Source organism: Dehalococcoides mccartyi CG5 (assembly GCF_000830885.1).
GTDB classification, from domain to species: Bacteria; Chloroflexota; Dehalococcoidia; order Dehalococcoidales; family Dehalococcoidaceae; genus Dehalococcoides; species Dehalococcoides mccartyi_B.
In genome coordinates this window covers 866989-891952 of record NZ_CP006951.1, presented here as the reverse complement: position 1 = coordinate 891952, position 24964 = coordinate 866989, and the positions used below count along the sequence as shown (strand labels likewise).

The 24964-nt window shown below is 47.0% G+C and carries 26 protein-coding genes; 17 read left to right on the top strand and 9 right to left on the bottom strand.

Annotation, left to right across the window (positions count from 1 at the left end):
• Positions 1-244: 244 nt before the first annotated feature.
• Positions 245-1039 carry an alpha/beta fold hydrolase gene (locus tag X794_RS04705; protein WP_231097537.1) on the top strand — a complete coding sequence of 265 codons (795 nt, stop codon included), beginning with the start codon at positions 245-247 and terminating at the stop codon, positions 1037-1039.
• A 142-nt stretch (positions 1040-1181) separates the two neighbouring features.
• Positions 1182-1589 (top strand): Fur family transcriptional regulator, encoded by a 408-nt coding sequence (locus X794_RS04700; protein ID WP_011929229.1) that lies wholly within the window; start codon positions 1182-1184, stop codon positions 1587-1589.
• A 175-nt stretch (positions 1590-1764) separates the two neighbouring features.
• Here the strand turns inward: X794_RS04700 and X794_RS04695 are convergent, their stop codons facing one another.
• Positions 1765-2205, bottom strand: coding sequence for a hypothetical protein (locus X794_RS04695; RefSeq protein WP_034376399.1), 441 nt, complete (start codon positions 2203-2205; stop codon positions 1765-1767).
• 478 nt (positions 2206-2683) lie between these two features.
• On the opposite strand from X794_RS04695, the gene X794_RS04690 reads away from it, so the two are divergent.
• Both X794_RS04690 and X794_RS04685 read left to right on the top strand, forming a co-directional pair.
• The gene (locus tag X794_RS04690; RefSeq protein ID WP_011309529.1) at positions 2684-5359 is read left to right on the top strand and encodes a bifunctional acetate--CoA ligase family protein/GNAT family N-acetyltransferase; all 2676 of its coding nucleotides are present in this window, start codon (positions 2684-2686) and stop codon (positions 5357-5359) included.
• A gap of 208 nt (positions 5360-5567) precedes the next feature.
• On the top strand, positions 5568-6311 hold the full coding sequence (locus X794_RS04685) for a response regulator transcription factor (RefSeq protein ID WP_011309528.1): 744 nt from the start codon (positions 5568-5570) through the stop codon (positions 6309-6311).
• Positions 6312-6403: 92 nt separating this feature from the next.
• Here the strand turns inward: X794_RS04685 and X794_RS04680 are convergent, their stop codons facing one another.
• A complete protein-coding gene (locus X794_RS04680; protein WP_011309527.1) occupies positions 6404-7135 on the bottom strand; it encodes a hypothetical protein in 732 nt (243 codons plus the stop codon).
• 152 nt (positions 7136-7287) lie between these two features.
• Here X794_RS04680 and X794_RS04675 point away from each other — a divergent pair, with 152 nt between their 5' ends.
• On the top strand, positions 7288-8109 hold the full coding sequence (locus tag X794_RS04675) for a PrsW family intramembrane metalloprotease (protein ID WP_011309526.1): 822 nt from the start codon (positions 7288-7290) through the stop codon (positions 8107-8109).
• On the opposite strand, the gene X794_RS04670 is transcribed toward X794_RS04675, so the two are convergent.
• From X794_RS04670 to X794_RS04645, 6 genes are read right to left on the bottom strand one after another with little or no spacing between them, the layout of a single operon-like run.
• Positions 8106-8768, bottom strand: coding sequence for a hypothetical protein (locus X794_RS04670; protein WP_011309525.1), 663 nt, complete (start codon positions 8766-8768; stop codon positions 8106-8108). The genes X794_RS04675 and X794_RS04670 overlap by 4 nt on opposite strands.
• Before the next feature lie 9 nt (positions 8769-8777).
• Positions 8778-10217 (bottom strand): polysaccharide deacetylase family protein, encoded by a 1440-nt coding sequence (locus X794_RS04665; protein WP_011309524.1) that lies wholly within the window; start codon positions 10215-10217, stop codon positions 8778-8780.
• 33 nt (positions 10218-10250) lie between these two features.
• Positions 10251-11033 carry a carbon-nitrogen hydrolase family protein gene (locus X794_RS04660; RefSeq protein WP_011309523.1) on the bottom strand — a complete coding sequence of 261 codons (783 nt, stop codon included), beginning with the start codon at positions 11031-11033 and terminating at the stop codon, positions 10251-10253.
• Entirely contained in the window at positions 11033-11581 is a 549-nt protein-coding gene (locus tag X794_RS04655) for a cob(I)yrinic acid a,c-diamide adenosyltransferase (protein ID WP_011309522.1), read from the bottom strand. The genes X794_RS04660 and X794_RS04655 overlap by 1 nt, the downstream gene beginning before the upstream one ends.
• 35 nt (positions 11582-11616) lie before the next feature.
• On the bottom strand, positions 11617-12540 hold the full coding sequence (cbiB, locus tag X794_RS04650; RefSeq protein WP_034376402.1) for an adenosylcobinamide-phosphate synthase CbiB: 924 nt from the start codon (positions 12538-12540) through the stop codon (positions 11617-11619).
• A gap of 50 nt (positions 12541-12590) precedes the next feature.
• Entirely contained in the window at positions 12591-13412 is an 822-nt protein-coding gene (locus tag X794_RS04645; protein ID WP_011929217.1) for a radical SAM protein, read from the bottom strand.
• A 179-nt stretch (positions 13413-13591) separates the two neighbouring features.
• On the opposite strand from X794_RS04645, the gene X794_RS04640 reads away from it, so the two are divergent.
• Entirely contained in the window at positions 13592-14086 is a 495-nt protein-coding gene (locus tag X794_RS04640; RefSeq protein WP_231097478.1) for a hypothetical protein, read from the top strand.
• A gap of 100 nt (positions 14087-14186) precedes the next feature.
• Here X794_RS04640 and cysK read toward each other — a convergent pair whose 3' ends face one another.
• Complete coding sequence (gene cysK / locus X794_RS04635; protein ID WP_011309518.1) at positions 14187-15149, bottom strand: cysteine synthase A; 963 nt, start codon at positions 15147-15149, stop codon at positions 14187-14189.
• A gap of 121 nt (positions 15150-15270) precedes the next feature.
• Here cysK and X794_RS04630 point away from each other — a divergent pair, with 121 nt between their 5' ends.
• The 11 genes from X794_RS04630 (at position 15271) to X794_RS04580 (ending at position 24918) form a co-directional block, all read left to right on the top strand.
• Positions 15271-15852: a manganese efflux pump MntP family protein gene (locus X794_RS04630; protein ID WP_011309517.1), complete on the top strand. Its 582-nt coding sequence runs from the start codon at positions 15271-15273 to the stop codon at positions 15850-15852.
• A gap of 131 nt (positions 15853-15983) precedes the next feature.
• Entirely contained in the window at positions 15984-16415 is a 432-nt protein-coding gene (locus tag X794_RS04625) for a 4Fe-4S dicluster domain-containing protein (RefSeq protein ID WP_011309516.1), read from the top strand.
• Between the two features lie 15 nt (positions 16416-16430).
• Entirely contained in the window at positions 16431-17048 is a 618-nt protein-coding gene (gene hisH, locus X794_RS04620; RefSeq protein WP_011309515.1) for an imidazole glycerol phosphate synthase subunit HisH, read from the top strand.
• Positions 17045-18352, top strand: a complete 1308-nt coding sequence (locus X794_RS04615; protein ID WP_011309514.1) for an NAD(P)/FAD-dependent oxidoreductase — start codon at positions 17045-17047, stop codon at positions 18350-18352. Before hisH ends, X794_RS04615 begins: the two co-directional genes overlap by 4 nt.
• Positions 18353-18364: 12 nt before the next feature.
• On the top strand, positions 18365-19495 hold the full coding sequence (locus X794_RS04610) for a class II glutamine amidotransferase (protein WP_011309513.1): 1131 nt from the start codon (positions 18365-18367) through the stop codon (positions 19493-19495).
• Positions 19489-20250, top strand: coding sequence for an imidazole glycerol phosphate synthase subunit HisF (gene hisF / locus X794_RS04605; protein WP_011309512.1), 762 nt, complete (start codon positions 19489-19491; stop codon positions 20248-20250). Before X794_RS04610 ends, hisF begins: the two co-directional genes overlap by 7 nt.
• 1 nt (position 20251) lies before the next feature.
• Positions 20252-21754: a glutamate synthase-related protein gene (locus X794_RS04600; RefSeq protein WP_011309511.1), complete on the top strand. Its 1503-nt coding sequence runs from the start codon at positions 20252-20254 to the stop codon at positions 21752-21754.
• Positions 21755-22525, top strand: coding sequence for a hypothetical protein (locus tag X794_RS04595; RefSeq protein ID WP_011309510.1), 771 nt, complete (start codon positions 21755-21757; stop codon positions 22523-22525).
• Positions 22526-22546: 21 nt separating this feature from the next.
• Entirely contained in the window at positions 22547-23218 is a 672-nt protein-coding gene (locus tag X794_RS04590) for a response regulator transcription factor (protein WP_011309509.1), read from the top strand.
• Between the two features lie 138 nt (positions 23219-23356).
• A complete protein-coding gene (locus tag X794_RS04585; protein ID WP_011309508.1) occupies positions 23357-24583 on the top strand; it encodes an ammonium transporter in 1227 nt (408 codons plus the stop codon).
• On the top strand, positions 24580-24918 hold the full coding sequence (locus tag X794_RS04580; protein ID WP_011309507.1) for a P-II family nitrogen regulator: 339 nt from the start codon (positions 24580-24582) through the stop codon (positions 24916-24918). Before X794_RS04585 ends, X794_RS04580 begins: the two co-directional genes overlap by 4 nt.
• The last annotated feature ends 46 nt before the right edge of the window (positions 24919-24964 follow it).

Here is a 24964-nt window from a genome sequence, read left to right as displayed (position 1 = left end):
TTAAACATGCGGGAGCGTTTTTCAAATGAATGAGAGAATCTGTCAAAAGGATGAGAATGCCTTTCAAAGTTATGAAATGGTGAGCCAAACATATTTATTCACCTCTATAATAAGCTATAACTATATATCGTTATATATAGTTATACTCCTCAATATTTTCGTTGTCAACAGAAGAAGTTAAATATTATTGAAGCGAAATTGACAGGGTTATTTGGTTTTAGTCCCGATAATGTTAATATTTTGTATGAGTGTTTTGACTAACCGATTTGTTCTTCACGGTAAGCCGCCATACAATTTGGTATTTTTACATGGCGGACCGGGAGCAGGCGGTGAACTGGCCGGTTTGGCAGAGGACATAAGCTCCGCCAAGGGGGTTATTGAGCCTCGCCTTTACAGTCTTGGCATCAAGGAACAGCTGGAATATCTCTCTGGCATTATTACTCGGTTTGGAGACCAAAAAGTAGTTTTAGCGGGTTATTCTTGGGGGGCGTGGCTGGGTATTATGCTGGCCGGTACTTACCCTCAGCTTATTTCAAAATTGATATTGGTGTCCTGCCCGCTGTTTCAATCGGCAGAGGCAAAGAACATTATGGATACACGCCTGAGGCGGATGGATGAAGGTCAGAAAAATAAATTGGCAACATTAACCCGGTTTCTGGCTGAAGCTGAAAATGATGCTATGGCTGATGAGTCTTTGGCCGAAATAGGCAAACTTGTTTTACAGGTGGATGCATACTCACCCTTATACTTGCCTGATGCGTTTTTAGAGTGCAGTTACAAAACTTATAAATCCATCTGGCAGGAAGCACTCAAATTAAGGCTGGAAAACAAGTTTGAAGAATATCTGTCTGCGGTGAAATGCCCGGTAGTTGCCATACATGGGGATTACGACCCTCATCCGGCCCGGCCTGTTTTAGATTATTTGGCAAACCATCTGGAAAGATTTTCGGCAGTTTTGCTTAAGCGTTGCGGGCATTGCCCATGGCAGGAGAAATATGCACGGGAAGAATTTATAGCTTGTCTCCAAAAAGAGATCTGATATGATTGCGAATGCTGTAAATTGACGGTTAATCTGATGGGTTTGTGCTAGGGAAAGACCTTTAAAAATATGGCAGAATAACTGCCGGGTTATTCTTGACTTATGCCTGATGCTTGTTATAATGCAACTAGGTAGAACTAAGATGAGTTGTCTAAATACCATAAAGCAATCCGGCTACAAACTTACTCTCCAGCGCAAGCTGGTGGTTGATGTTATCCATTCCGTTTCTGCCCATTTGACTGCCGAAGAGATAATAAACAAGGTTCAGGAAAAATTTCCGGATATTAACCGCTCAACAGTCTACCGCACTCTGGATTTGCTGGAGAGTATTGGTTGTGTGGTTAAAAGCAAGATAGACGACCAAACTATCTATCACCATTCTGATGAAGGACATCATCATCACCTGATATGCAGCCGGTGTGGGCAGCGGATAGAATGCAGTGACGATATGTTGGCTAAACTCCGCAGGGATATTCAGGCCAAATACAGTTTTTCCCCGAACCTTAGCCACATGGTTATAAACGGTATTTGCGCTGATTGCTGCAAATAAACTCTGACTGGACTGACATATCCATTTAGATTCGCAGGGATATATTTTTAAGCTTGATAAAGAAGGGGCGGAAAGCTTGTTTTCCGCCCCTTTAATTTATTTGATTTTGCTAAAGGTTATTCTTTGGGTATTACCAGCGTAAGGTCATGGTGAATGCGTTTTAATTTACCTGTTTTTACCATCCCCTGGCTGGCGGGGCTATACCCAGATTTAGCTGGATAAAATAGCTCTGGCCGGGGTTCATGGAAGTACCACGGGTGTCTATGCGGTAGTAAATATTTTCTATAAGGTTGGAGGGGCTGGCCGGAAGCAGCCCGTTTGAACTGCTGGAAAGGGCTACCCAGATATTGGTAATATCGCTGCTGGTATTAGTGAAGCCTGACCCGTCACCGGCGCTGTTATTAGAATAGTCAGTGCAGACATGTACCCCTTGGCTGGGAGTTGCCATACTTCCCCAATCAGTGTAGACCCCGTCTGTTACCGAGAGCTGGCTTGATGCGGCGAAGGTATTGGCGGAGAGTGTACTGACGGGAGAAATAACCAACAGGGTGGGGAATAACAGGGCAAAAGTGAGCGCTAAACGGCTAAATAGTTTCAGGCCTTGCTTCAAAATCATAGCTCATACTCCTTATCATGGTTAGGCTGAAATATTTACTTTTAAATTAACAGTAGTCACAAATAGACTTGTTTAAACATATTTCCATTATATGGCTATCTTCATTGTATTGCCAGAGGCAAGGTAAAGATATAGCCAATATGTTTGAAGCAGAAAAAATCCGGTATCATTTCCCGTTAAGGTGCTTGAAAGGTATACGGGTTGGTCAAGGGTGCAATTCCCCTGCGGCGGGGATTATTTTCTCAAATTTGCGGCAGATAACTCTGACATTCAGGTATAAAATTTGAAAAATGACTTAGAATATTTAAATAACTGCCTGCAAACTTTGAAAAGTGAGTCTGGGTCATGGTATTCTATTGCACATTGGCGCTGGGCAGAAAAATACCGTGGGGGAAGTTTTTCTATTTTTCCCGTGACAATCTTCCCTGAGCGGACTTATCAGCCTCTTTGCCCACAAGTAATTTACTAGAGGAGAAACGTGGACAAAATCAAGCTATTTTTCAACCCTAAGAGTGTAGCTCTGGTAGGCGCAACAGACAAGGAAGGTTCTACCGGCAAAATCATCCTTCAGAATCTTATAAAAGGTAAAGACCGAAGGGCTGTTTATCCGGTAAACCCGAACCGTGAATCTGTACTGGAACAGAAGTGCTATCCTACTCTGAAAGACTTGCCCGAAGTACCTGATTTGGTGCTGGTGGTGGTCCCTGCCAAGTTTGTACCCCAGGTTATTGAAGACGCCGGCAAAGTGGGTACCAAGTCTGTTATCATTATTTCGGCTGGCTTCAAAGAGGTTGGGTCTGAGGGCAAAGCCCTTGAAGAAAAGATAGCCGAGATTGCCAAGCAGTACGGTATCCGCATTATTGGCCCCAACTGTATGGGTACCATGAGCCCCGCAAGCGGTTTCAATGCCACTTTCGCCCGCATGGAAATGCCCAAAACCGGCAATGTGGCCTTCCTGTCACAGAGCGGCGCTTTGGGTTCAGCTGTGCTTGACTGGGCTATTGCCCGAAATGTAGGTTTTTCCGGATTTGCTTCCATCGGCTCTATGATGGATGTGAACTTCGGTGACCTTATTGACTACTTCGGTACTGACGAAAATACCAAGAGTATTATTGTATATCTGGAAACCATGGGCGAAGCCAAGAAATTCATGAGTGCCGCCCGCGGTTTTGCCCGCACCAAACCCATTATCGTTATCAAGCCCGGCCGTTTTGAAGAGAGTGCTCAGGCCGCCAAATCCCACACCGGCTCAATGGTGGGGAATGCCATGTTTGTAGACGCTATTTTCCAGCGTGCAGGCGTGGTTCGGGTGGACAATATCGGTGACCTTTTCAGCTGTGCCGCTATATTAAATACCTCAAATCTGCCCAGGGGGGCAAATCTGGCTATTGTAACCAACGCCGGCGGTCCTGCCGTATTGGCTACGGACTCGCTGATGGAACAAAAAGGCAAATTGGCTCACATATCTGACGAGACTGTTACCGCCTTGAATCCGGTCCTGCCTCCTTCGTGGAGCAAAGGCAACCCCATGGATATTCTGGGAGATGCCGATCCTGAAAGGTATGCAGTCACCCTTGAAGCTGCCATCAAAGACCCCGGTGTGGATGGTGTAGTGGTTATTTATACTCCTCAGGGTGCGGCTAATCCTCTGGATATTGCCAAGACTATTGTCAAAATTGCCAAGAAGAGCAAAAAACCGGTGCTTACCTCATGGATGGGTGATGCCAACGTGGCCGAAGCCAGAAAGCTGTTTTATCAGCACAATATACCCAGTTTTGAATTTCCCGAAGAGGCGGTTAAGGGCTATATCTTCATGTACCGCTATGCCCGCGGCCTTGAAAATCTGTATGAAACCCCCGAAGAACTGGCGGTGGATGTAGACCCGTCCAAGGAATATATACGAACCATTCTCAAGAAGGTAGCCAGCGAAGGTCGCACCCTTCTTTCCGAAACCGAGTCTAAAAAGTTTCTTCAGGCTTATGGCATTGATGCTACGGTGCCGTTCTTGGCACGTGATGCCAAAGATGCTGCCCAGATTGCTTCCGCCCTGCGTTTCCCGGTGGTTATGAAGATTGCCTCGCCGGATATTTCCCATAAGTCAGATGTGGGCGGGGTTATCCTTGGTCTTAAAACCGAGGCCGAGGTGGAAAAAGCCTTTGCCACCATGATGGAAAACGTGAAAGCTGCCTGTCCTGCGGCCAATATTGAGGGTGTAACCCTGCAGCGCATGGTAGACAAATATGACTACGAGCTGATTATCGGCTCAAAGAAAGACCCTGTGTTCGGGCCGGTTATCCTATTTGGTTCCGGCGGTATTGAAGCCGAATTCCAGAAGGATGTGGCGGTAGGCCTGCCGCCCCTCAATCAGGTGCTTGCCAGACGGGTAATGGAAGGCACCAAAATATACGAGATGCTTTACAAGGGCTTCCGCACCAAACCCCCGGCAAACCTGCGTTTGCTTGAAGAAACTCTGGTGAAGTTCTCCAATTTGCTGGTGGATTTCCCTGAAATTATGGAAATTGATATTAACCCGCTGGCACTGCTTGGTTCAGAGGCCATTGCTCTGGATGCCCGTATAATAATAGATGAAGAATATATAAAGAACCCGACGGGTGACCATAACCACCTTATCATTACCCCGTATCCGGCCAAATATATCAAGCCCTGGCATACCAAGGACGGGCGTGATGTTATCCTGCGGCCTATCCGCCCTGAAGATGAGCCTATGGAAAAAGCCCTGCTGGAAGGTCTGTCAGAAGAATCTTCCCGTATGCGCTTCTTCCATATACTCAAGGATATCAACCATGCCTTGCTGGTGCGTTTCTGCAATATAGACTATGACCGTGAAATGGCCATTATTGCCGAATATAACGACAAGGGCAAAAAACGCAACGTGGGTGTAGGCCGTCTGATTATAGACAACAACGGTCTGAGCGGTGAATTCTCAATACTGGTGGCTGATGATTTCCAGCACCATGAACTGGGGGCTAAACTGCTGGATATGCTGATTGGCATTGCCCGCGAAAAGGGTTTGAAGAATTTCTACGGTGTGGTACTGGCTGAAAACGTGGTTATGCTGAACCTGTGCAAGGATTTCGGTTTTAACGTTAAGAAAGATAAATCCACCGAGTACAAGGTTAATCTGGAACTCTAAGACCAAAACCAGACATTATTGCTTGAAGGCGGCTCCGGTATCCGGAGCCGCCTTCTTGGTTTCATTTGGTAATAGAGGAATAGCTGTTTTAGATAAAGTCAGGTCTTTTATTCTGAACCTATGCGTAGTATGATGTAAAATACTTGGGTTGCATGGATACAGATTGTATTTTTATCTTTGCATATATCTGAAAACGTAAGGGATGGCCATGGACAAAATAATCATGAAACCCAACAAATCCTCTCCCAAGATAGGGCATTGCACTTCTCCAGTCAGGATATTTTTGGCGGATGACCACCAAGTTGCCAGAGAAGGGCTGCGAAAGGTACTCTGTTCCGAAGCAGATATTGAAATAGTGGGGGAGGCTGATAACGCTTCAGATGTACTTAGGCTAGTAGAAGAACTAAAACCGCAAGTTGTGTTAACGGATATCAAAATATCCGGCCTTGACAGTTGTGAGCTGAGCCATAAGCTAAAAGGGGTATATCCTCCGGTCAAGGTTGTATTCCTGACCGGCTACGAAGCGGAACCATATGTGACTGAAGCTTTGTATAACGGCATAAATGGCTTTTTGACCAAGGACTGTCCGCTTGAACTTCTATCCAATGCTATTAGGGTAGTAGCTTGCGGTGGCAGCGTCTGGCAGGGGGATTTGCTTGAAAGTGCCTCTAAAAATTTTGTCAAATTTGTAAATGCCAAGGCTGAGGGCCGAAGTCCTGCCGGTGAATATTCGTCAGCTACTATCAATGTTATACCTCAGGATGTACTTTCTCCGCGTGAACTTGAGATACTTATTATGGTGGCACGCGGTTATACCAATAAGGAAATCAGCGTTAATTTGGATTATGCTGAAATTACAATCAAGAAATATGTAAAAGGTATTATGACCAAGCTTAATGTCTCTAACCGGACTCTGGCAGGCATTGCGGCTGCCAAATTTGGTCTTGTTTAGCTGTTTTTATCTGGGTAATTGAAAGTTTAGGTTTATCAGTAAAAGGGGGAAGCAAATTTGCTTCCCCCTTGGTATATAAGTTCAAATGGTGGTTATGGAGTGGCTATAGAGATATATTTGTGACCGACCATATTGAATACTGCTTTGCCATTTACCATAGTAATGGAGTTTACCGAAAGTCCGGGTATATGGTTAAGGATACCATCGGTCAGGGTGATAAGTTTGCTGGTAAGTTCATCCAAAGCTGCCTGGGGTATAGAAAACCTGCCCAGTTCAAACTTTTCCACCTGTAAAGACAGGTGATTATTGGTCATGGAGGGTGTGCATTTGACATAAAAAGCCGGATTAGACAAGAAGTAACGGCTATATTTATCCCAATATTGGGAAATTTCAGAGTTGCCGCTGCTGGCGGTAATAAAATCTTGGATTACTTTTATATCAAAAATGCCTGAACATTCTACAGTCCCGTCACTGTTTATTCTTACCTGAAAGTTCTTTACCGGTTTGTATTTGTAATCTGTTTGGTTAACGAAAGCGGTTAATTCCTCTGAAGTGTAAAAGGTATTAACTACGCGGGAACCCGAAAAAGTAAGGCTGTCTGCCGGAAGGGTGTCAGACGGCAAAGCACTCACGGTGACGCCGCTTTTGGTAACCATGGTTTGATAGTCCTGGCTGGTGGCGGTTATGCCCAGATCACGCGGTTTGTCGGAACCCATCAGGCTGGAAACACCCGGCATTATACCCAGATAACCCATAACCAGTACTGCGGCGACAAGTAAAAGTACTATAAATGTTATAACAGCAGTGATAATACCTTTTACCATCTGTTAACCCCCCTGTTCGTTATAATCTTTAAAGACGAAGGGATTATACGTGTTCCCGTTTAGTTATTCAATAGGCAGAGCGGATATTTATATTTTAGCCACACGGGTGATTGAAGGCGCGGCTTTTTGATGTTAGGCTTATACTGACGGATATGAGTTATCTGAAGAATATTAAAACATACCTGACAACCTACCGCTGGACTTGGGTACTGATAGGCGGGCTGGGTTTGTTTCTGGGTGCGGAACAGCTTATAAAACTGACGCATGGGACTAATTTTTTGCCGTTGCTGGTAGTTCTGGGTGCATTCATCATGCCGGTGACTTTTGTGGTGTTTATTTATGAACGTTTACCTCTGGCTAACATAACTATTCGTTGGGTGCTGGCCAGTTTTTTTGTCGGCGGTATGATTGGGCTTTTAATGGCAGGTATGCTGGAATATGCCACTGGCTCCAGCCTGAGCCCAGCCGGACTACTCCGGGTAGGAGTTATAGAAGAAGCTGCCAAGCTGATATTCCCTTTGCTGCTTTTTTGGGGCGGCGGTTTCAGGGCTGAGGCGAACGGGGTTCTGTTTGGAGTAGCAGCCGGCATGGGTTTTGCAGCGTTGGAAACTATGGGTTACGGGGTGGTCAGCCTTATCCAGAGTCAGGGGGATATAAACCTGTTGGAACAGGTGCTTCTTTTCAGAGGGCTGTTATCTCCTGCCGGGCATGCCGCCTGGACTGGCATAGTCTGTGCTATCCTGTGGAGACAGCGCGCCGAATATGGCAGAGGGCCTGTAAATATGGCGGTTATAGGGGCTTTTATATTGGCAGTGGGTCTGCATATTGTCTGGGATATAGCCAGTGGATTGAATCTGCCCGTTGTCTGGGCGGTAATCGTATTATTAACGGTGGCCGTTTTAAGTTTGCTTTTACTCATTCGGGCTATACGTCATGCCCGATACCAGTTGCGAAGGGGTAATTCAACTGTTTAAACTGGTGGCGGTGTTTTCTTCCTTTTATTTTTCAGGCGGCTTACGATTTGCTGGACAACGAATGTACCTATATAAAGAACTGTTAATCCGCCCGTGAAAATAATTACCATTTGGACTGAATTCAGGGTGAATACCTTGCCTACAACTGCCCCGAAGATAACATACAGGGCATCGTAAAAAATACCGGATATCAATACCCCCAACATAAGTACCTTGGTTTTGCGTTTGGCTCCCATAAGCAGGGTCAGCGGTATTCGGAGCCACATAAATCTGCCTACAGCTATTGCAAAGGGTGAATACAGGTTTACCTTCTGCAGAGCCGGTGATTCAGACATTTTCTTAAGAGGGGTTCGGGTACGAAGGAAGGTAATGAATCTTTCAATAGGGCCGCTGCCCACCCTCCCCAAACGTGACAGAGCCAAAGCTCCTATTTGGCGGCCAGCCTGAGCCACCAGTATCAGCAGGATAAGAAGCCATATGGAAAGTTCTCCATTGGCTACCTGATAGCCGCCCATCAGCCAGACTGTTTCTAAAAGATATGGCACAGTGAGGCCCACTGTTTCACTGATAAAACAAATGCCAAAAAGAATCAGCAAAACCAACAGATTGAATTCGGAGAGCATGGCAACACCCTGGGTAATTAGCGCTTCAAAATCCATCAATAATCCCTAAGAGTAAGCATCCAGCCCAAGCAATTCGGGTACAGTTACAAATTTGTAGCCCTGCTGGAGCAGGTTTGATATCAGGCTGTCCAGGACTTTGATAGTCAGCTGGCAGTCAGATTGGAGGCTATTGGCGTCTATACCGTAACCATCATGGAATAATAGTATGCAGCTGGGGCCGCTTTTATCAAGTATTTTGGAGATGGCATTGTCAGTTTCGGCCAGGCTTTTGCCCTCCACTGCATATCCCCAGCTGACAGTTGTTACATTCATTTCATTGGCGGCCGCTAGTTCCCAGGGAGACCGTTTTCCGTATGGCGGGCGGTAAAGACAGGGGGTAACACCGGTATATTTACAGATAGTTTCGGCACACCTTAGCATATCTTTTGCCCCGAAATCAGACAGGGCATGGTTGGCGTCATGGCTGTACGAATGATTGCCCAGTATATGCCCACGCTCAAGTATTTCCCGGGTTAGCTCAGGGTAAGTCTCTACGTTTTTGCCCACCACAAAAAAGGTGGCTTTTATACCATATTTATCCAGTATAGCCAGTATTTCGGGGGTGTACTCGGGATTGGGGCCGTCATCAAAGGTCAGGGAGATAGTTTTGCTCTCACCTTCCCCTTCAAAATAAACCTTGCCGAACAGTTGCGAAGATGGGCTGGCGTATCCCCAGAACAGTATGCCCACTAAACCGAATATCGGCAAAGTATTTTTGACTGAACGGAAGAACAGGGGACTGCGGTATAAACGGCGGAAAAACCGGTTTATATACTGTAATACCCAGCCGGTTACCATGGCTATATTTTTAAATACGTCACGCAGTATCCTGAGGAATGGTTTTTTTACTCTTCGGGCAGAGGTGACGGCTATAAGACGGCGGTCAAGAAGTACTTTGCCTTGTCTACTCAGGCGGGTGGATATATCATATTGGTCTGCCGAAAAGGTAGTGACATGGTAGCCGCCGATTCTTTCAAATACATGGCGTTTAAAGGCAAAGTTAGCCCCTGAGATAAGCATGGGGCGGCCATGGAACAGGCAGGTATAAGCATTACATACCAGACGCAGTAAATATTCCAGAAATGCCCACCATGGAGGGTCTGCATAACGGTAAATACCGGCCACTGCTACTGCAGAAGGTTGATGTTTAAAATCTGCATATATGCGGGAGAGCCAGTCCGGGGGGTAAATGGTATCGGCGTCTGCCTGAACGATTATTTCGCCTGAGGCGGCTGCCGCACCTATCTGCCGGGCATAAAAGGCGCTGTGCTTTTCGCAGTGCAGTATTTTTACGGGGTATTTGCGGGCAACCAGTGCGGTTTTGTCTATGCTGCCGTTGACTACTACGATGATTTCATAGCTGTCAAAGTCCTGTCGGCAGATACTGTCGAGACAACGGGGAAGAAACTTCTCCTCATTGCAAGCAGGCAATACAACGCTGATCATACGGTGTTATTATAGCCTATATGTCAAAATATGTCATAGCTGAGGGATGTCAAGAATTGTAAAAGACTGGCTCGCGGTCTTTCGGGTGGCAGTATTAAAATCAAAAATGAGAATGGCGGGTTTTTCCCCGAAGTAAACCAGTTTTTCATGCCCGTCTTCAACTACCACGCTTCTGGCCTGAGTGAAATCCACCTGCTGTTCCCGGCCGGTGCGGTTGCAGACCCAGAGCGGCAGTCCTGTTTCGGTGGAACGTTTCTTCCAGCGTTCTTCCGGCGGGTATTTATTTCCCCAGGCGGCGGCCGCAATAAGAAGTTCGGCACCTTGTTCGGCCAGCACTTTAGTATGTTCACTGTCATAGGTATCTGCACAGATAAGCATACCCAGTTTGCACCCGTCCATTTCAAAGACTGAAAGACTGCTGCCGGGGCTTGACCAACCTTCTTCGGCACCGGGGTGTATTTCTATTTTGCAGTGTTTGCCGGCCAGTTCACCCTTTCGGTTTACAGCAAACAGGCAGTTATAACATTTGCCGCTTGACAGGTCTTTTTCAGGGTAGGAAAGGAATAATCCTATGTCTAAGGTTTTACATAACTCCATTATCTCTTTAAGCCACCGGTCAGGTTGAGGGGATATCCATTTTGTACCTATGGTTTCTTCAAAAAAATAGCCCGAAACGGCCATTTCCGGAGTCAGCACCCACTTTGCCCCAGCCTGAGCGGCTTTGCGGAGGGAACGTGAGATTAAGATACGATTGGCTTCAATATCTGCGGTTTTTGGTTCAATATGCAGCATGGCTACTTTGAAAATGCTCGCCATTAGTAGTCTATTCCTTGTCTTGCATCCACCCCTTTTTCAAAAGGATGTTTGCGGTTAACCAGTTCGGTTACCTGATCCGCCAGCACTACCAGACGGGTATCCGCATGGCGTCCGGTCAGTATCAGCTCCACTTTTTGGGGTTTGGATTTTACCAGTTCGACCACATCTTCAATATCTATAAGTTTCCAGGCGGAGGCGGTGTTTATTTCGTCCAGCATGACCACATCGTATTCACCACTGGAAATTACCCGTTTTGCCTCGGTAAGGGCTTGTTGGGCGTAATCCAAATCTGCCTGAGTGGTATACTGGGGGCCCATAAAATCACTGCGGCCGAAAATAGCGTAATCTATACCCGGCAGACGCTTGAGTGAGTTATATTCGCCGCCTTCGTGAATACCCTTCAGAAAAAAGACTATATAAGACTTTAGCCCATATCCGGATGCCCGCATGACTGTACCCAGTGCCGCCGAAGTTTTGCCGCGGCCGTCTCCGGTAAATATCTGGACAAGCCCGGTATTATATTTATTGATCTGTTGGGTACTGTTCACTTTTTAACTCCTGCAAATATTCGGGTGGGTATTATTTACATCCAGACAATGGCTATGCATATGCCTGCCCAGATAAACATACCGGTTTTATATAGCCTGGCCGCTCCAGTCAGGCATAAGGTGCTGAGCGGGCGGAGAGATTTACCCATAGTGTAGCATCTGGACTTTTCCAGCGAAACATCCAGAGCCCCTGCCATGGCGGCCATTGGCCAGCCTGCATTGGGGGAGGTGGTATTGGCGTGGTCCGAGATAGCAGACCGAAGTGCCTGTTTGTAGTTTTGATGAAGAATAAACGCCCCGATTACAAAAAGCAGGGCGGTCAGGCGGGCTGGAACAAAATTTGCCACATCATCCAGCCTGGCGGCAAATTTGCCCAGATATTCGTACTTTCCATGATAACCTATCATGCTATCCAGCGTATTTATAGCCCGGTAGGCAAATGCTCCCGGTACCCCTAGGAATATAAAGTAAAACAGAGGTGCAACAAAAAAATCGCTGGCATTTTCCGAGATAGAGCGTATGGAAGCTGAAATAACATCTTCACGGCTGGGCCCGTCTTCGGCGTGGGGTACTGTGCCTAGCAGGGTTTCCAGTTCTTTAGGGGGTGCGCCGCTGCGGTTTTTTTCCAGCAGTTTCTTTATTTTCAAAGCTATTACCCACTGCTCACGCAGGCAAAAGGCGGGTTTAAGTATCAGTCCTCCCGCAAGTACATAGAGTGCGGTGTTAAATTCTTTGAGGTAACCCAGAATAAAAAATACAGCGGTAAAAGCTACACTCACGGTTAGTATGCTCAAAAATGCCCCGTAAATGAACTGGATTTTAGGGTTACGGGACGGGCTGAAGCGGTCCAGTAACGAGATAAATTTGCCAAGCCAAACTACCGGATGAAGGGGCGCAGGGTATTCACCCATTACAAGGTCTAAGGCAAGTGCAAGCACAATTATATATACAGTTTCCACAGTTATCTAAAATCTATACCTGATTAACATTTTAAAGATGGGTTGTTTGCTTAGAATAGCCGTTTTACCTCAAAGAAGAGGTCTTTTTTATCCAGATTGTCAGTGGTTTGCTGGGTGCAGGTAACGGTATTGAGGTGTTTTTTAGCCAGAGCCACTGCCTGGCTCATTTCTTCCGGGGTGGCTCTTCGCCATGTATTGTCACCGCATTCAAAATAGGCATCTATCCTGAGTGGGATATTCGGGCTGAGTCGGGCAATATGCCTGGCAATGGCTTCTGTTTCAGCCATGTCTATATAACCGGGTATGAATACCATTTCGGCCCTTAGCTTTTTACCCGAACGGAAAATAGTCTCAAAGTTTTTCAGCATTTTGGTATTGGGTACTTCAGTGTAATCCAGATAAAGTTCCGGAGTAACTGCTTTCAGGCTGAAAACCACCTCGTCCACATTGGCAAGGTCAGGCAATTTCAGTCCGTTGGTATTCAGGGTGATATAGACGCCAAACTCTGATTTGAGGCGGCGGCATATCTCCTCAAAATGGGGGTCGATGGTGGCTTCCTGCCCTTCAAACAGGACCTCTTTGAGCTCTACTTTACGCAGGGTTTCCATAATGCCATTCAGACTCAGGAACGATTCAGGACCACGGGGCGGAGCTAAATGAGGGTCACGGGCAACCACGTCCAGATTTTCTTCCAGAGCCAGACAGTTGATTTCTTTTTTGCAAAGGCAACCGCGGCACTTCAGGTTGCAGTTCCAGTGGAACAGGTAGGCTTTTTTGATGCCCGGTGCATAGGCTATATGATAGACGTTGGTCATATCCGGGTTGGTTTGACGGTCAGGCATAATACGCGGGGTATGAGAATTTGCAGTCATAAATGTAATATTCCTATAAAAAATTATCTAACATTATAACACAATATTTCCCCGAAACGGTTTAGAAATTTTGGATTTGCTTAATTTAAAAATGTTTTTTCAGGCTTGTAGTGCTGAAGTATTGGCAAAAAGGCAAGGGGTTGTTATTATGAATGAATAATATATAGATGAGGTGTCCGGTGGAAGAAAAAATCCTGGGTGTAGTGCCTAATTTCAAGAAGTCCAAGTCATGGGGCAGGTGGGATACATACTCTCTGGTGGTTACTGACCAGAGCTTTATATTTGCTATGATGACCAGCCAGATGGTGAAAGATGCAGCGGCGGAAGCCCAGAAAAGCGGCAAGGAGTCCGGCAAGGGTTTTTTTGCCCGCTGGGGTGACCAGATAAAAAGCGGATTTATTCTTTATAAAAAGTATTATAACATGCCCGCCGAAGCTATACTGGATGAGAATAAAGACAACTTTCAGTTGCTTATTGCCAATATTTCACGGGTAACTATCAGGAAGAAGACCGGTGATGAGAATCAGGCGGATACTACCGAGATAAAGATAGAGGCTGTAAGCGGCAAGCAGGAATACTTTATTGATGGCAGCAGCAAGGAAATGATAGGTTTGTTTGAAGCTGTACTGGGAGATAGGCTGGATGTAAAGAAGGGGATTTTTGGTCTGGGTTAACGTTATCTATCCAAACCGGTTTAATGCGTTGAAGGGGGATTAAAGCCCCCTTCAATTGTCTAGCAATATATAACACATATTTATATAGGTAAAGATGCTCCTAGTCACCCAGAGGCAGGCTGGACAGATACCGTTCGCCGCTGTCCGGCATGATGGCGACGATAAGCTTGCCTGAGTTTTCTGCTTGTTTGGCTGTTTCCAGTGCCGCCCAAAGTGCCGCTCCGGAAGAAATACCAGCCATAATCCCTTCTTCGCGTGCCAACCGGAGAGCCATGTTGACGGCTTCTTTTCCGGGTACCCTGATAACTTTATCTATCAGTTCCAGAGAGAGTATGCGGGGTATAAAGCCTGCCCCTATGCCTTGAATAAGGTGAGGCTGAGGTTCGCCACCAGAAATTACGGGTGACTCAGCCGGCTCTACCGCTATTATCCGTATAGATGGTTTGGCTGCCTTTAGCCCTCTGGCGATACCACTTATGGTGCCACCGGTGCCTACGCCTGCCACCAGTATATCCACTTTGCCGTCTGTATCCCGCCAGATTTCTTCGGCAGTAGTTTTATAATGGCTTTCAGGATTAGCCGGATTTTCAAACTGGTTCGGTATAAAGGCTTGGGGCAGTTTAGCCTTAAGTTCGGCCGCCTTTTCTATAGCCCCCTGCATGCCCAGTTCTGCCGGGGTGAGCACCAGCTCTGCTCCCAGCAGACGGAGTAAACGCCTGCGTTCCACCGAAAAGTTTTCAGGCATGGTGAGCATCAACCGGTAACCTTTGGCAGCGCAAACGGCAGCCAGAGCTATGCCGGTATTGCCGCTGGTTGACTCTATTACGATACTGCCGGGTATAAGCTTGCCTTCCTGCTCGGCCTTTTTTATCATATACAGAGCCGGACGGTCTTTGGCACTGTGGGTGGGGTTAAACGATTCCAGTTTGAGTATAATTTCTGCCTTTAGCCCGCTGCCTATCTTATTTAAACGTACCAGCGGAGTATTGCCTATAAGTTCTGTAATGTTTGACGCAATGCCGCGTCCATTATGGATATTATATTTAGATGTTCTATTTTCCATACCAGAATCCCTTCAGCTTGATATTCGAAAACTCGGTATAAATAGGATTGTCGGGCATGGCCGCGGGTTTGTCAAGAATGTTTTAAAAATAGCATAATGCGTGTTATACTACTATTTTATTATGAGTTTATTGTCGGTAATATTTATCGCTCTGGGACTTTCGGCAGACTGTTTTGCCGTATCAATCGGCATAGCATGTACCCATGCAAGCATTAAAAGCCGAGTTATATGGCGGGTGGCCGGTACTTTCGGTTTATTTCAAGCGGGTATGGTTGTTATCGGTTTTTTTGCCGGCCTGAGTGTCATAGATATTATTTCTGCTTTTGACCACTGGATTGCTTTTGGCCTGCTGTTATTTATCGGTGTTCGCATGATATACGAAGCTCTGCAAGGAGAAGATGACCAGGAGCTGGTAAAACTTGACCTTACCCGGGGGCTTGGTTTACTGGGAGTAGCGGTAGCTACTTCTATAGATGCATTGGCAGTTGGCTTGGCGTTTGCGGTGGAAGAAACCAATATCGGGCTTGCAGCTTTGCTGATAGGTTTGGTTTCACTGACTGTAAGTTTTCTGGGTTTTAAACTGGGCAATCGCATTAGCTTTATGGCTAGCCGTTGGGTTGGTGTAGCAGGCGGGCTGGTACTGGTTTTTATAGGTCTAAAAATACTGGCAGAACATACCCTGGGTTGGGACATATTACTGTAATGCAGGCGAAATGATTGCGAAATAATAATGGTTTATTTTGTCTGATTTAGCTTGCGCAGTATTTGACAAGCGATTATCTAAGTGCTAATTTATATAAATACGGAAGTTATATACCGTATGTAGGGGTAAGTATGAAAAGGGTACAGATTAAAGAAGAACTGTGTATGGGCTGCGGCCTGTGTCGCGTAGCCTGCCAGACCGAACACTCGGTCTCTCATGACGTTATTAAGGCCGTCAAAAAGGAAAATCAGAAGCCCAGAATACGGGTGGAACGCAAGGGAGAGATAAGTTTCTCTGTACCCTGCCGCCACTGTGACGAACCATGGTGCGCTTATTCCTGTATCAGCGGTGCTATGACCCGTGACCCCATAACTGGAATTGTTTCCAGTGATCCTGAAAGATGTATCGGCTGTTGGACATGCATTGTGGCCTGCCCGAACAGCGCCCTTATAAAAGACAAGGCAAACCATGTGATTCTCAAGTGCGATCTGTGCGGCGGTAAAGAAATACCTGCCTGCGTGGCTAACTGCCCGAATGAAGCCTTGGAACTGATTGACGGCTAAAGAGTTAGTTAAACGATGATTGCGCTTGTTGATTACGGAGGGGGTAACCTGAAGAGTGTGGCGAATGCCATACACGCTTTGGGATATGAGTTTACCCTGACTTCAGACCCGAAAGAGATTCTTTCAGCCCAGGCGGTTATCCTGCCCGGAGTAGGTGCAGCCGCTGACACGGTAGCCGGTCTGCGGGCAAAAGGGTTGGATGAGGCTATAAAAGAGCTGGTAAAGAGGGATATTCCCCTGCTGGCTATATGTGTGGGTATGCAGGTGCTTTTTGACTCCACTGAAGAGGGCGGTCAGACTAAGTGCCTTGGTATTTTGGCGGGTGAAGTAAAACGCCTGCCTGACGGGGTAAAGATACCCCAAATGGGCTGGAATCAGCTGAAGCAAAGGGTTTCCCACCCTTTATTTGAAGGTATTCCTGACGGGACAGATTTTTATTTTGTTCACAGTTATTATGCCAGCCCTGCAGACCGGAATATTATAGGGGCAACCACAGACTATGGAGTGGATTTTTGCAGTCTGGTTATCAATAAACGCCTAATCGCTACCCAGTTCCATCCGGAAAAGAGCGGTAGCTACGGCTTAAAGTTATATCAAAACTTTTTTAAGATGGCTCTGGGAGATAAAAAATGAAAGCCGATTATTTAATTGTAGGATGTTCTGCCGGCGGTATAGGCGCGGCAGAGGCTATTCGTGAAGTAGACCGTGACGGTTCTATTGTCATAGTGGGGGAAGAGCCTTATCTGGCATATTCACGCCCCATGATAGCCAAGTATCTTTCCGGACAGAAAACCGTGGAAAAAATACTTTTCCGCCGCCCGGAGTTTTATGCTAACAACAACATTACCTGTCTGACTGATACCAAAGTGGAAGCAGTGAATACAGCCACCCATGAAGTCAGCCTTTCAAACGGAGAAAAGATTAGTTACGGCAAACTCCTGCTTGCCCCCGGCGGCAAACCCATTGTTCCGCCTATTGACGGGTCAAACAAGGCGGGTGTTTTTAACTTTATTAATATGAAAGACGCTGTTTTGATAGACGGCTATGTAAAGGCCGAGAATGTAAAGAAAGCGGTGATTATCGGCGGCGGGCTTATAGGCATGAGTGCCGCAGATGCCTTGACCAAGCTGGGTATAGAAGTAGACATAATTGAGCTTAAAGGTCATATCCTGAATACTATTCTGGATGAAGCAGCCGGTAAGATAGCCGCTCAGACAGTCACTTCTTACGGTGTGAAATTAAATACCGGGCGGACCGTCAGTAAAGTGCTGGGTCTGCACAAAGTTGCCGGAGTTGAGCTGGATAACGGCCACCAGATAGAAAGCCAGATGCTGGTAATAGCTATTGGTGTTATTCCCCGGACAGAGCTTTTTAAAGCCGCCGGATTGGAAGTAAACCGCGGGGTGGTGGTAAATGATAATATGCGCACCAGCAACCCTGACGTATATGCCTGCGGCGATGCCTGCGAATCTTTTGACTTTATTTATAACAGCCGAAGGGTTACCCCTATTTGGCCGAATGCCTATATAGGCGGGCGGATAGCCGGTTACAATATGGCCGGCATGGATACCACCTATCACGGCGGTACAGTAATGAACTCGCTAAACTACTTTGGCATGGATATTGCCACTGCCGGTATGTCAGTATTGCCGCCGGACGCCAGCGGTCTTGAGGTTCTTTCAACTCTGACTGCCAACGGCTACAAGAAGCTGGTTTTAAATGCCGAAGGCAAGATTGTGGGCATGTTGACTCTGGGTGAAACAGATACTGCCGGCATTATCTTCGGCCTCATGCGTGACCGGAGTGATGTACGCCCCATTAAAGATAATATACTTAATGAAAATTTTGGTCTGGCCTATCTGTCGGCTGACAGCCGTGAAGAACATCTTCATGGCAACACTTCGGGCAGGGTAGCCCCGGCAGATTTCAAGCATTAGCAGGAGATTTCCATGAGAGACTTAACTAGAGTAAGCAATAGCCATTCGGACAGCAAGGTTATAGATGCCTGTTCGCTTTTTGGGGTGATGGATACCTCCGGAGGGCGTTTTTCCGGGGAAGATTTGATTATTGCTATCGGCAGTATGCATGATCGCGGAAACGGACTGGGCGGCGGTTTTGCCGCTTATGGCATCTACCCTGATTTTGCAGATGATTATGCTTTTCATATCATGTTCCTTAGCCAGAAAGCTAAAACCGAGACGGAGTGTTTTCTGGAAAAATTCCTGAATGTTAAACACAAAGAAGAAGTTCCTACCCGTGACCAGAAGGGGATTGTTAACCCTCCCATTGTCTGGAGATACTTTGTTTCTATCAGTGCTGAAAAGCGCGGGCAGTTTAGCGAAGAAGATTATGTGGTAGACCGGGTAATGTATATAAACACCTGTATAGATGATGCTTTCGTCTTTTCCAGCGGCAAAAACATGGGTGTTTTCAAAGGTGTGGGTTATCCTGAGGATATCGGCCGGTTCTTCCGTCTGGAGGAATACGAAGGCTATCTGTGGACTTCCCACGGCCGCTTTCCTACCAATACCAAGGGATGGTGGGGCGGTGCTCACCCTTTCAGCTTGCTGGATTGGACGGTGGTGCATAACGGTGAAATTTCTTCCTATGGTATAAACAAGCGTTTTCTGGAGCAATACGGCTACCAGTGTACTATGGAAACCGATACTGAGGTAATAGCTTATGGAGTAGACCTGCTGATGCGCAAGCACGGCCTGTCTGTTGAGATGGCTGCCAAGGTATTCTCCGCCCCTCTTTGGAGCCAGATTGCCCGTATGCCGGAAGCCGAACGGAAGATTATGATTACTCTTCGTCAGATTTATGGCGGTTTGCTCTTGAACGGACCATTTACCGTTATCATAGCTCATACCGGCGAAATGATAGGTATGACTGACCGTATCCGCCTGCGTCCTATGGTAGTTGGTGAATACCGATCCAAACTGTTTATTTCATCTGAAGAGTCTGCTATCAGGCTGGTACAACCTGAACTGGATAAGGTCTGGTTGCCCGTTGGGGGCGTGCCGGTGATTGGCAGTTTGAAGAATCCCATTAAAGCTCAGAAGGAAGCTACTACATGCTGAATAAGCGGGTTATTCCATGTTTAGATGTGAATAACGGACGGGTAGTCAAAGGCACCAGTTTTGTAAATCTGCGTGATGCCGGTGACCCGGTGGAACTGGCGGCCCGTTACTACCGTGAAGGTGCTGACGAGCTGGTATTTCTGGATATTTCCGCCACTACCGAAGAACGCAAGACTATGGCTGAGGTGGTGGAAAAAGTATCCAAAGAGGTTTTTATACCACTGTGTGTGGGGGGCGGTCTGCGGAGCATTGCTGATATGACTACGCTGCTCAGGGCAGGTGCTGACAAAGTTTCTGTAAATTCGGCAGCAGTATCTGACCCTGATCTGATAAGCCGTGGGGCTGAAAAATTTGGCCGCCAGTGTATCGTGGTAGCCATTGATGCCAAAAGGGAAGGCAATAGTTGGCAGGTTTATACCCATAGCGGAAAGAAACCCACCGGTCTGGATGCGGTGGAGTGGGCGATGAAAGCAGAGCAGTTGGGTGCGGGGGAAATACTCCTGACCAGTATTGATGCCGACGGTAAAAATACCGGATATGACAACGAACTTAATCGGGAAGTAGGTTCCCGCTTAAATATACCTGTTATCGCCTCCGGCGGAGCGGGTAGCCCGGAAGACCTGTATAACGCCTTGGATAAGGGGCAGGCAGATGCGGTGCTGGCGGCTAGCATTTTCCATTACGGGCGGTATAGCATAGCCGAAGTAAAAAAGTATCTTAAGAGCAAGGGTTTGCCGGTAAGGCTGGAGAACTAAAATGAAGACATTTTTACCTTCTAAATTTATAGTAGACAGAATTGAAGATCGTTGTATCAAGTGCAAGGTCTGCATAACCCAGTGCAGCTTTGATACCCACTATTATGACGCGGATGACGATCAGATAAAGGTTCGCAACCAGAACTGTGTGGGTTGTCACCGCTGTGTGACTTTCTGCCCCACCGGTGCGCTGGTAGTTCGGAATAATCCTCTGGAATACCGCCAGAATGCCAACTGGACGCCTGAAATGATAGAAGATATTTTCAAGCAGGCTGAAACAGGCGGTGTTCTACTTACCGGTATGGGTATGGACAAGGCCAAGCCCATTTACTGGGATAAACTGCTTATAAATGCTTCACAGGTTACCAACCCCTCCATAGACCCTTTGCGTGAGCCTATGGAACTGACCACCTATTTGGGACGCAAACCTGAAAAAGCCACTTTTGATAAATACGGCAATATAGAAGTGAACGTTGCTCCTCAGGTAAAGATTGATGTACCGCTGATGTTCTCTGCCATGTCATATGGCGCTATCAGCCTGAATGTCCACCGTTCTCTGGCTCAGGCCGCCAAAAACATGGGCACTATGTGGAATACCGGTGAAGGCGGTCTTCACTCCAGCCTGATGGAATTCAAGGATAATACCATTGTGCAGGTAGCTTCCGGCCGTTATGGTGTCCAGAATGATTACCTGAACTCCGGCCGAATAGTAGAAATCAAAATAGGCCAGGGTGCCAAACCCGGCATTGGCGGACATTTGCCCGGTGAAAAGGTGAGTGCAGATGTTTCCCTTACCCGCATGATACCCATGGGGACAGATGCTATTTCTCCCGCCCCCCAGCACGATATTTACTCTATTGAAGACCTTTCACAGCTTATATATGGCCTTAAAGAAGCCACCCGGTATCGCGTGCCCATTTCAGTAAAAATTGCAGCGGTACATAACGTGGCAGCTATTGCCAGCGGTATTGTCCGGGCGGGTGCGGATATTGTGACCATTGACGGTATGCGGGGTGCTACCGGTGCTGCTCCCAAGGTTATCCGTGATAACGTGGGTATACCTATTGAACTGGCTCTGGCGGCGGTTGATTCACGACTGCGTGAAGAAGGTATCCGCAATCAGGCTTCGCTGGTGATTTCAGGCGGTATCCGCAACAGCGGTGATGTTTTCAAGGCTATTGCTTTGGGTGCTGACGCTGTCAATATCGGCACAGCCGCTCTGGTAGCTTTAGGCTGTCATCTCTGCCAGCAATGCCATACTGGCAAATGCTCTTGGGGTATTTGTACCTCAGATTTGGCTCTGACCAAGAGGATCAACCCTGAAATAGGCGCCAAGCGCCTTTCCAATCTGCTTCGCGGTTGGAGTTTGGAGATTAAGGATATGCTGGGCGGCTTGGGCGTAAATGCTATTGAAAGTCTCAGAGGTAACCGCCTCCATCTGCGGGGTGTGGGTCTATCCGCTGAAGAGCTGAAAATACTTGGAGTAAGGGCGGCAGGTGAATAAATGACTAGCATTGAAGTAAAACAAAATCAGGATAATGCCTGTGTTAATTTACACGGTGTTTACTACCGTGATCTGAATACCCGTTTGTGTGAGCTGGTAAATGAAGGCACCCGTTCCTTGGAGCTCAATAATGCCTGCGGTCAACGGTATATAGGTACCAGCCTTAAAGGGGATGTGAAAATAACCATAAATGGCACACCCGGTAATGACCTGGGGGCTTTTATGGATGGCCCAAGCATAACTGTTAACGGAAATGTACAGGATTGCTGCGGCAATACTCTAAATAACGGACGTATAGTGGTGCACGGGCATGGAGGGGATATATTTGGCATGTCTGCCCGCGGCGGCAAACTCTTTGTGCGTGATTATGTGGGTTACCGGGCCGGTATACATATGAAAGCCTATCAGGATAAAAAACCCTCACTGGTTATAGGCAGTACCGCTCAGGACTTTTTGGGTGAGTACATGGCCGGAGGCGTGCTGGTTGTGCTGGGTTTGGGTCTTGAAGAAAATGAAACCCACAAGGCCAATTTTATAGGCACAGGCATGCATGGCGGTGTAATATATATGAGCGGCAAGGTAGAAGACCACCAGCTGGGCAAAGAAGTGGCTAAGGCCGAGTTGGATGAATCGGACTGGCAAGTATTGCGCCCCTTAATTGATGAATTTGCCCTGCACTTTGGTTATAATGCAGAGGAGATAGCTGCTAGGCCTTTCTACAAGCTCTATCCTAAGTATCTCAGGCCTTATGGCAGGCTGTACGCTTATTAGGAAATACTTAAGGCGGGTCAGTTGTTAAAACTGTTTATTGTCACTGCTGATGCTAAAAAAAATGGTAATTTGCTGAAGGAACTGGAGGCTGACCGGTTTGAGATAAAACAGGCGGTCTCTTGTGTTTTAGCCTATCCCTCTTTGTTCGAATTTGCTCCTGACATTATTCTGCTGGACTTTCTTAGTCTTAAAGCGGAACAATCCGAATGGGAAATACCGGAAGATATTCAGTTGGACAAAAACCCTCTGGTTATGGGTTTATTACCGGCTGATGATTATGAAGATATAGCCCTTAAACCGGGGCTGGATGATTTTATCCGCTGGCCCGGTTCGGTAAATGAACTCAAAGTCCGCTTGGCGCGTTTGGCTGAAAAATGGGGCATGGGTGAGCCGGGTATTATTAAGGCCGGTGACCTTATAATAGATACCCTTGGTTGCGAGGTTACTCTGGCAGGGCAATTGCTTGAGCTGACATTCCGTGAATTTGAGCTTTTAAAATTTTTAGCCCAAAACAGGGGACGGGTTTTTTCACGCGAGGCTTTGCTTAACAAGGTGTGGGGATATGACTATTACGGCGGTGACCGCACTGTAGATGTCCACATTACCCGTTTGCGTGGCAAAATAGAGGATTCAACTCATACATTTGTTGAGACGGTACGTAACATTGGCTACCGCTTTAAACGCCGTTTTTAGCGTTTTTCAATTCCGGTTTTCTTTCCGCTGTAACATCCCCGAAACTTAAAATTAATTTGATTGCAATACAGGCTTAATCTGTTTTTAACCTGCCATAGCTAAACTGTATATATAAAGATACAGAAGGAGGGTTTAGTTATGGACAGCGGCGATACGACTTGGTTACTTGTCTCCACCGCTTTGGTCATGCTAATGACCCCGGGCGTGGCTCTGTTTTATGGAGGCATGGTTCGGCGCAAAAATCTGGTTTCCACTCTTATGATGAGCTTTGGGGCAATGGCTCTGGGTGGTGTACTCTGGGTCTTGATCGGTTACAGCCTTGGTTTCGGCAACGACATCAACGGGTTGGTAGGCGGTCTGAACTTCTTTGGCTTAAGTGGTGTGGGGCAGGATCCGTCTGATACTTATGCCACCACAGTACCTCATCTGGCCTTCATGATGTTCCAGGGTATGTTTGCTATTATCTCTCTGGCACTTATTACCGGTGCAGTAGTAGAGAGAATCCGTTTTAGCGCTTTGCTCATGTTTGGAGCACTCTGGCTTTGCCTTATATATTCACCTATTGCCCACTGGGTTTGGGGCGATGGTGGTTGGCTTTTTAATCTGGGTGTTCTGGACTTTGCCGGTGGTACGGTTGTGCATATCAATGCCGGTGTTTCTGCTATGGCTCTGGTTTTGGCACTTGGTGCCCGACGCGGTTTCCTTAAAGAACAGATGGAGCCCAACAACCTGCCCATGGTTATGCTGGGTGCGGCTTTACTCTGGTTTGGTTGGTTCGGTTTCAACGGCGGCAGTGCCTTGACCGCCGGTGGTTTAGCTTCAAACGCTTTCGTTACTACCAACACTGCGGCTGCCAGTGCAGCTCTTTGCTGGATATTCCTTAGTTGGCGGCATCGCCGGCCGTCCTTGCTGGGTGCAGTTACCGGTGCGGTTGCCGGACTGGTAGCTATTACTCCTGCGGCTGGTTTTGTAACACCTATGGCGGCTATTGCCATCGGTGCAGTGGCGGCTCTGGTTTGCTACGCTGCTATGATATTCAAGATGAAACGCGGATTTGACGATTCACTGGATGTTATGGCGGTACACGGTGTAGGCGGTATCTGGGGTGCTTTGGCAACAGGTATCTTCGCCAGTCTGGCGGTCAACTCTGCCGGTGCAGACGGACTTCTTTCCGGAAATGTGGAATTATTCCTTAAGCAAGCCCTGGGTGTGGCTGTTACTGCAGGGTTTGCCTTTGGAGGCAGCTTCATAATAGCCAAAGTTGTAGATAAGCTGGTCGGACTGAGGGTGAAAGAACCCGAAGAACTCATAGGTCTTGATATTGCCCAACACGCTGAACGGGCTTACGGGGGGAGTGTCAGATGAAAAAGATAGAAGCTATTATCCGTGAAGAAAGATTAGAACCTGTAAGAAAAGCATTGGAACTGGTGGGTTTTGCAGGGCTGACTGTCTCAGAGGTTAGCGGACGCGGAAAACAAAAGGGTGTTCCTTTACAATGGAGAGTGGGTGAATATAGGGTTGAATTTTTACCCAAACTCAAATTGGAGGTTATTTGCCACGACGATGACTGCCAGATTGCAGTTGATGCCATTATCAAAGCTGCCCGGACCGGGCGTATAGGTGATGGCAAGATATTCATCCTGCCGGTTGAACAAGTTATACGGATTCGTACCGGTGAAACAGGAAACGATGCAGTTTAGGGCTATGGCGGTTGCCGTAACATATCGGAAACAATTGCGAAATAAA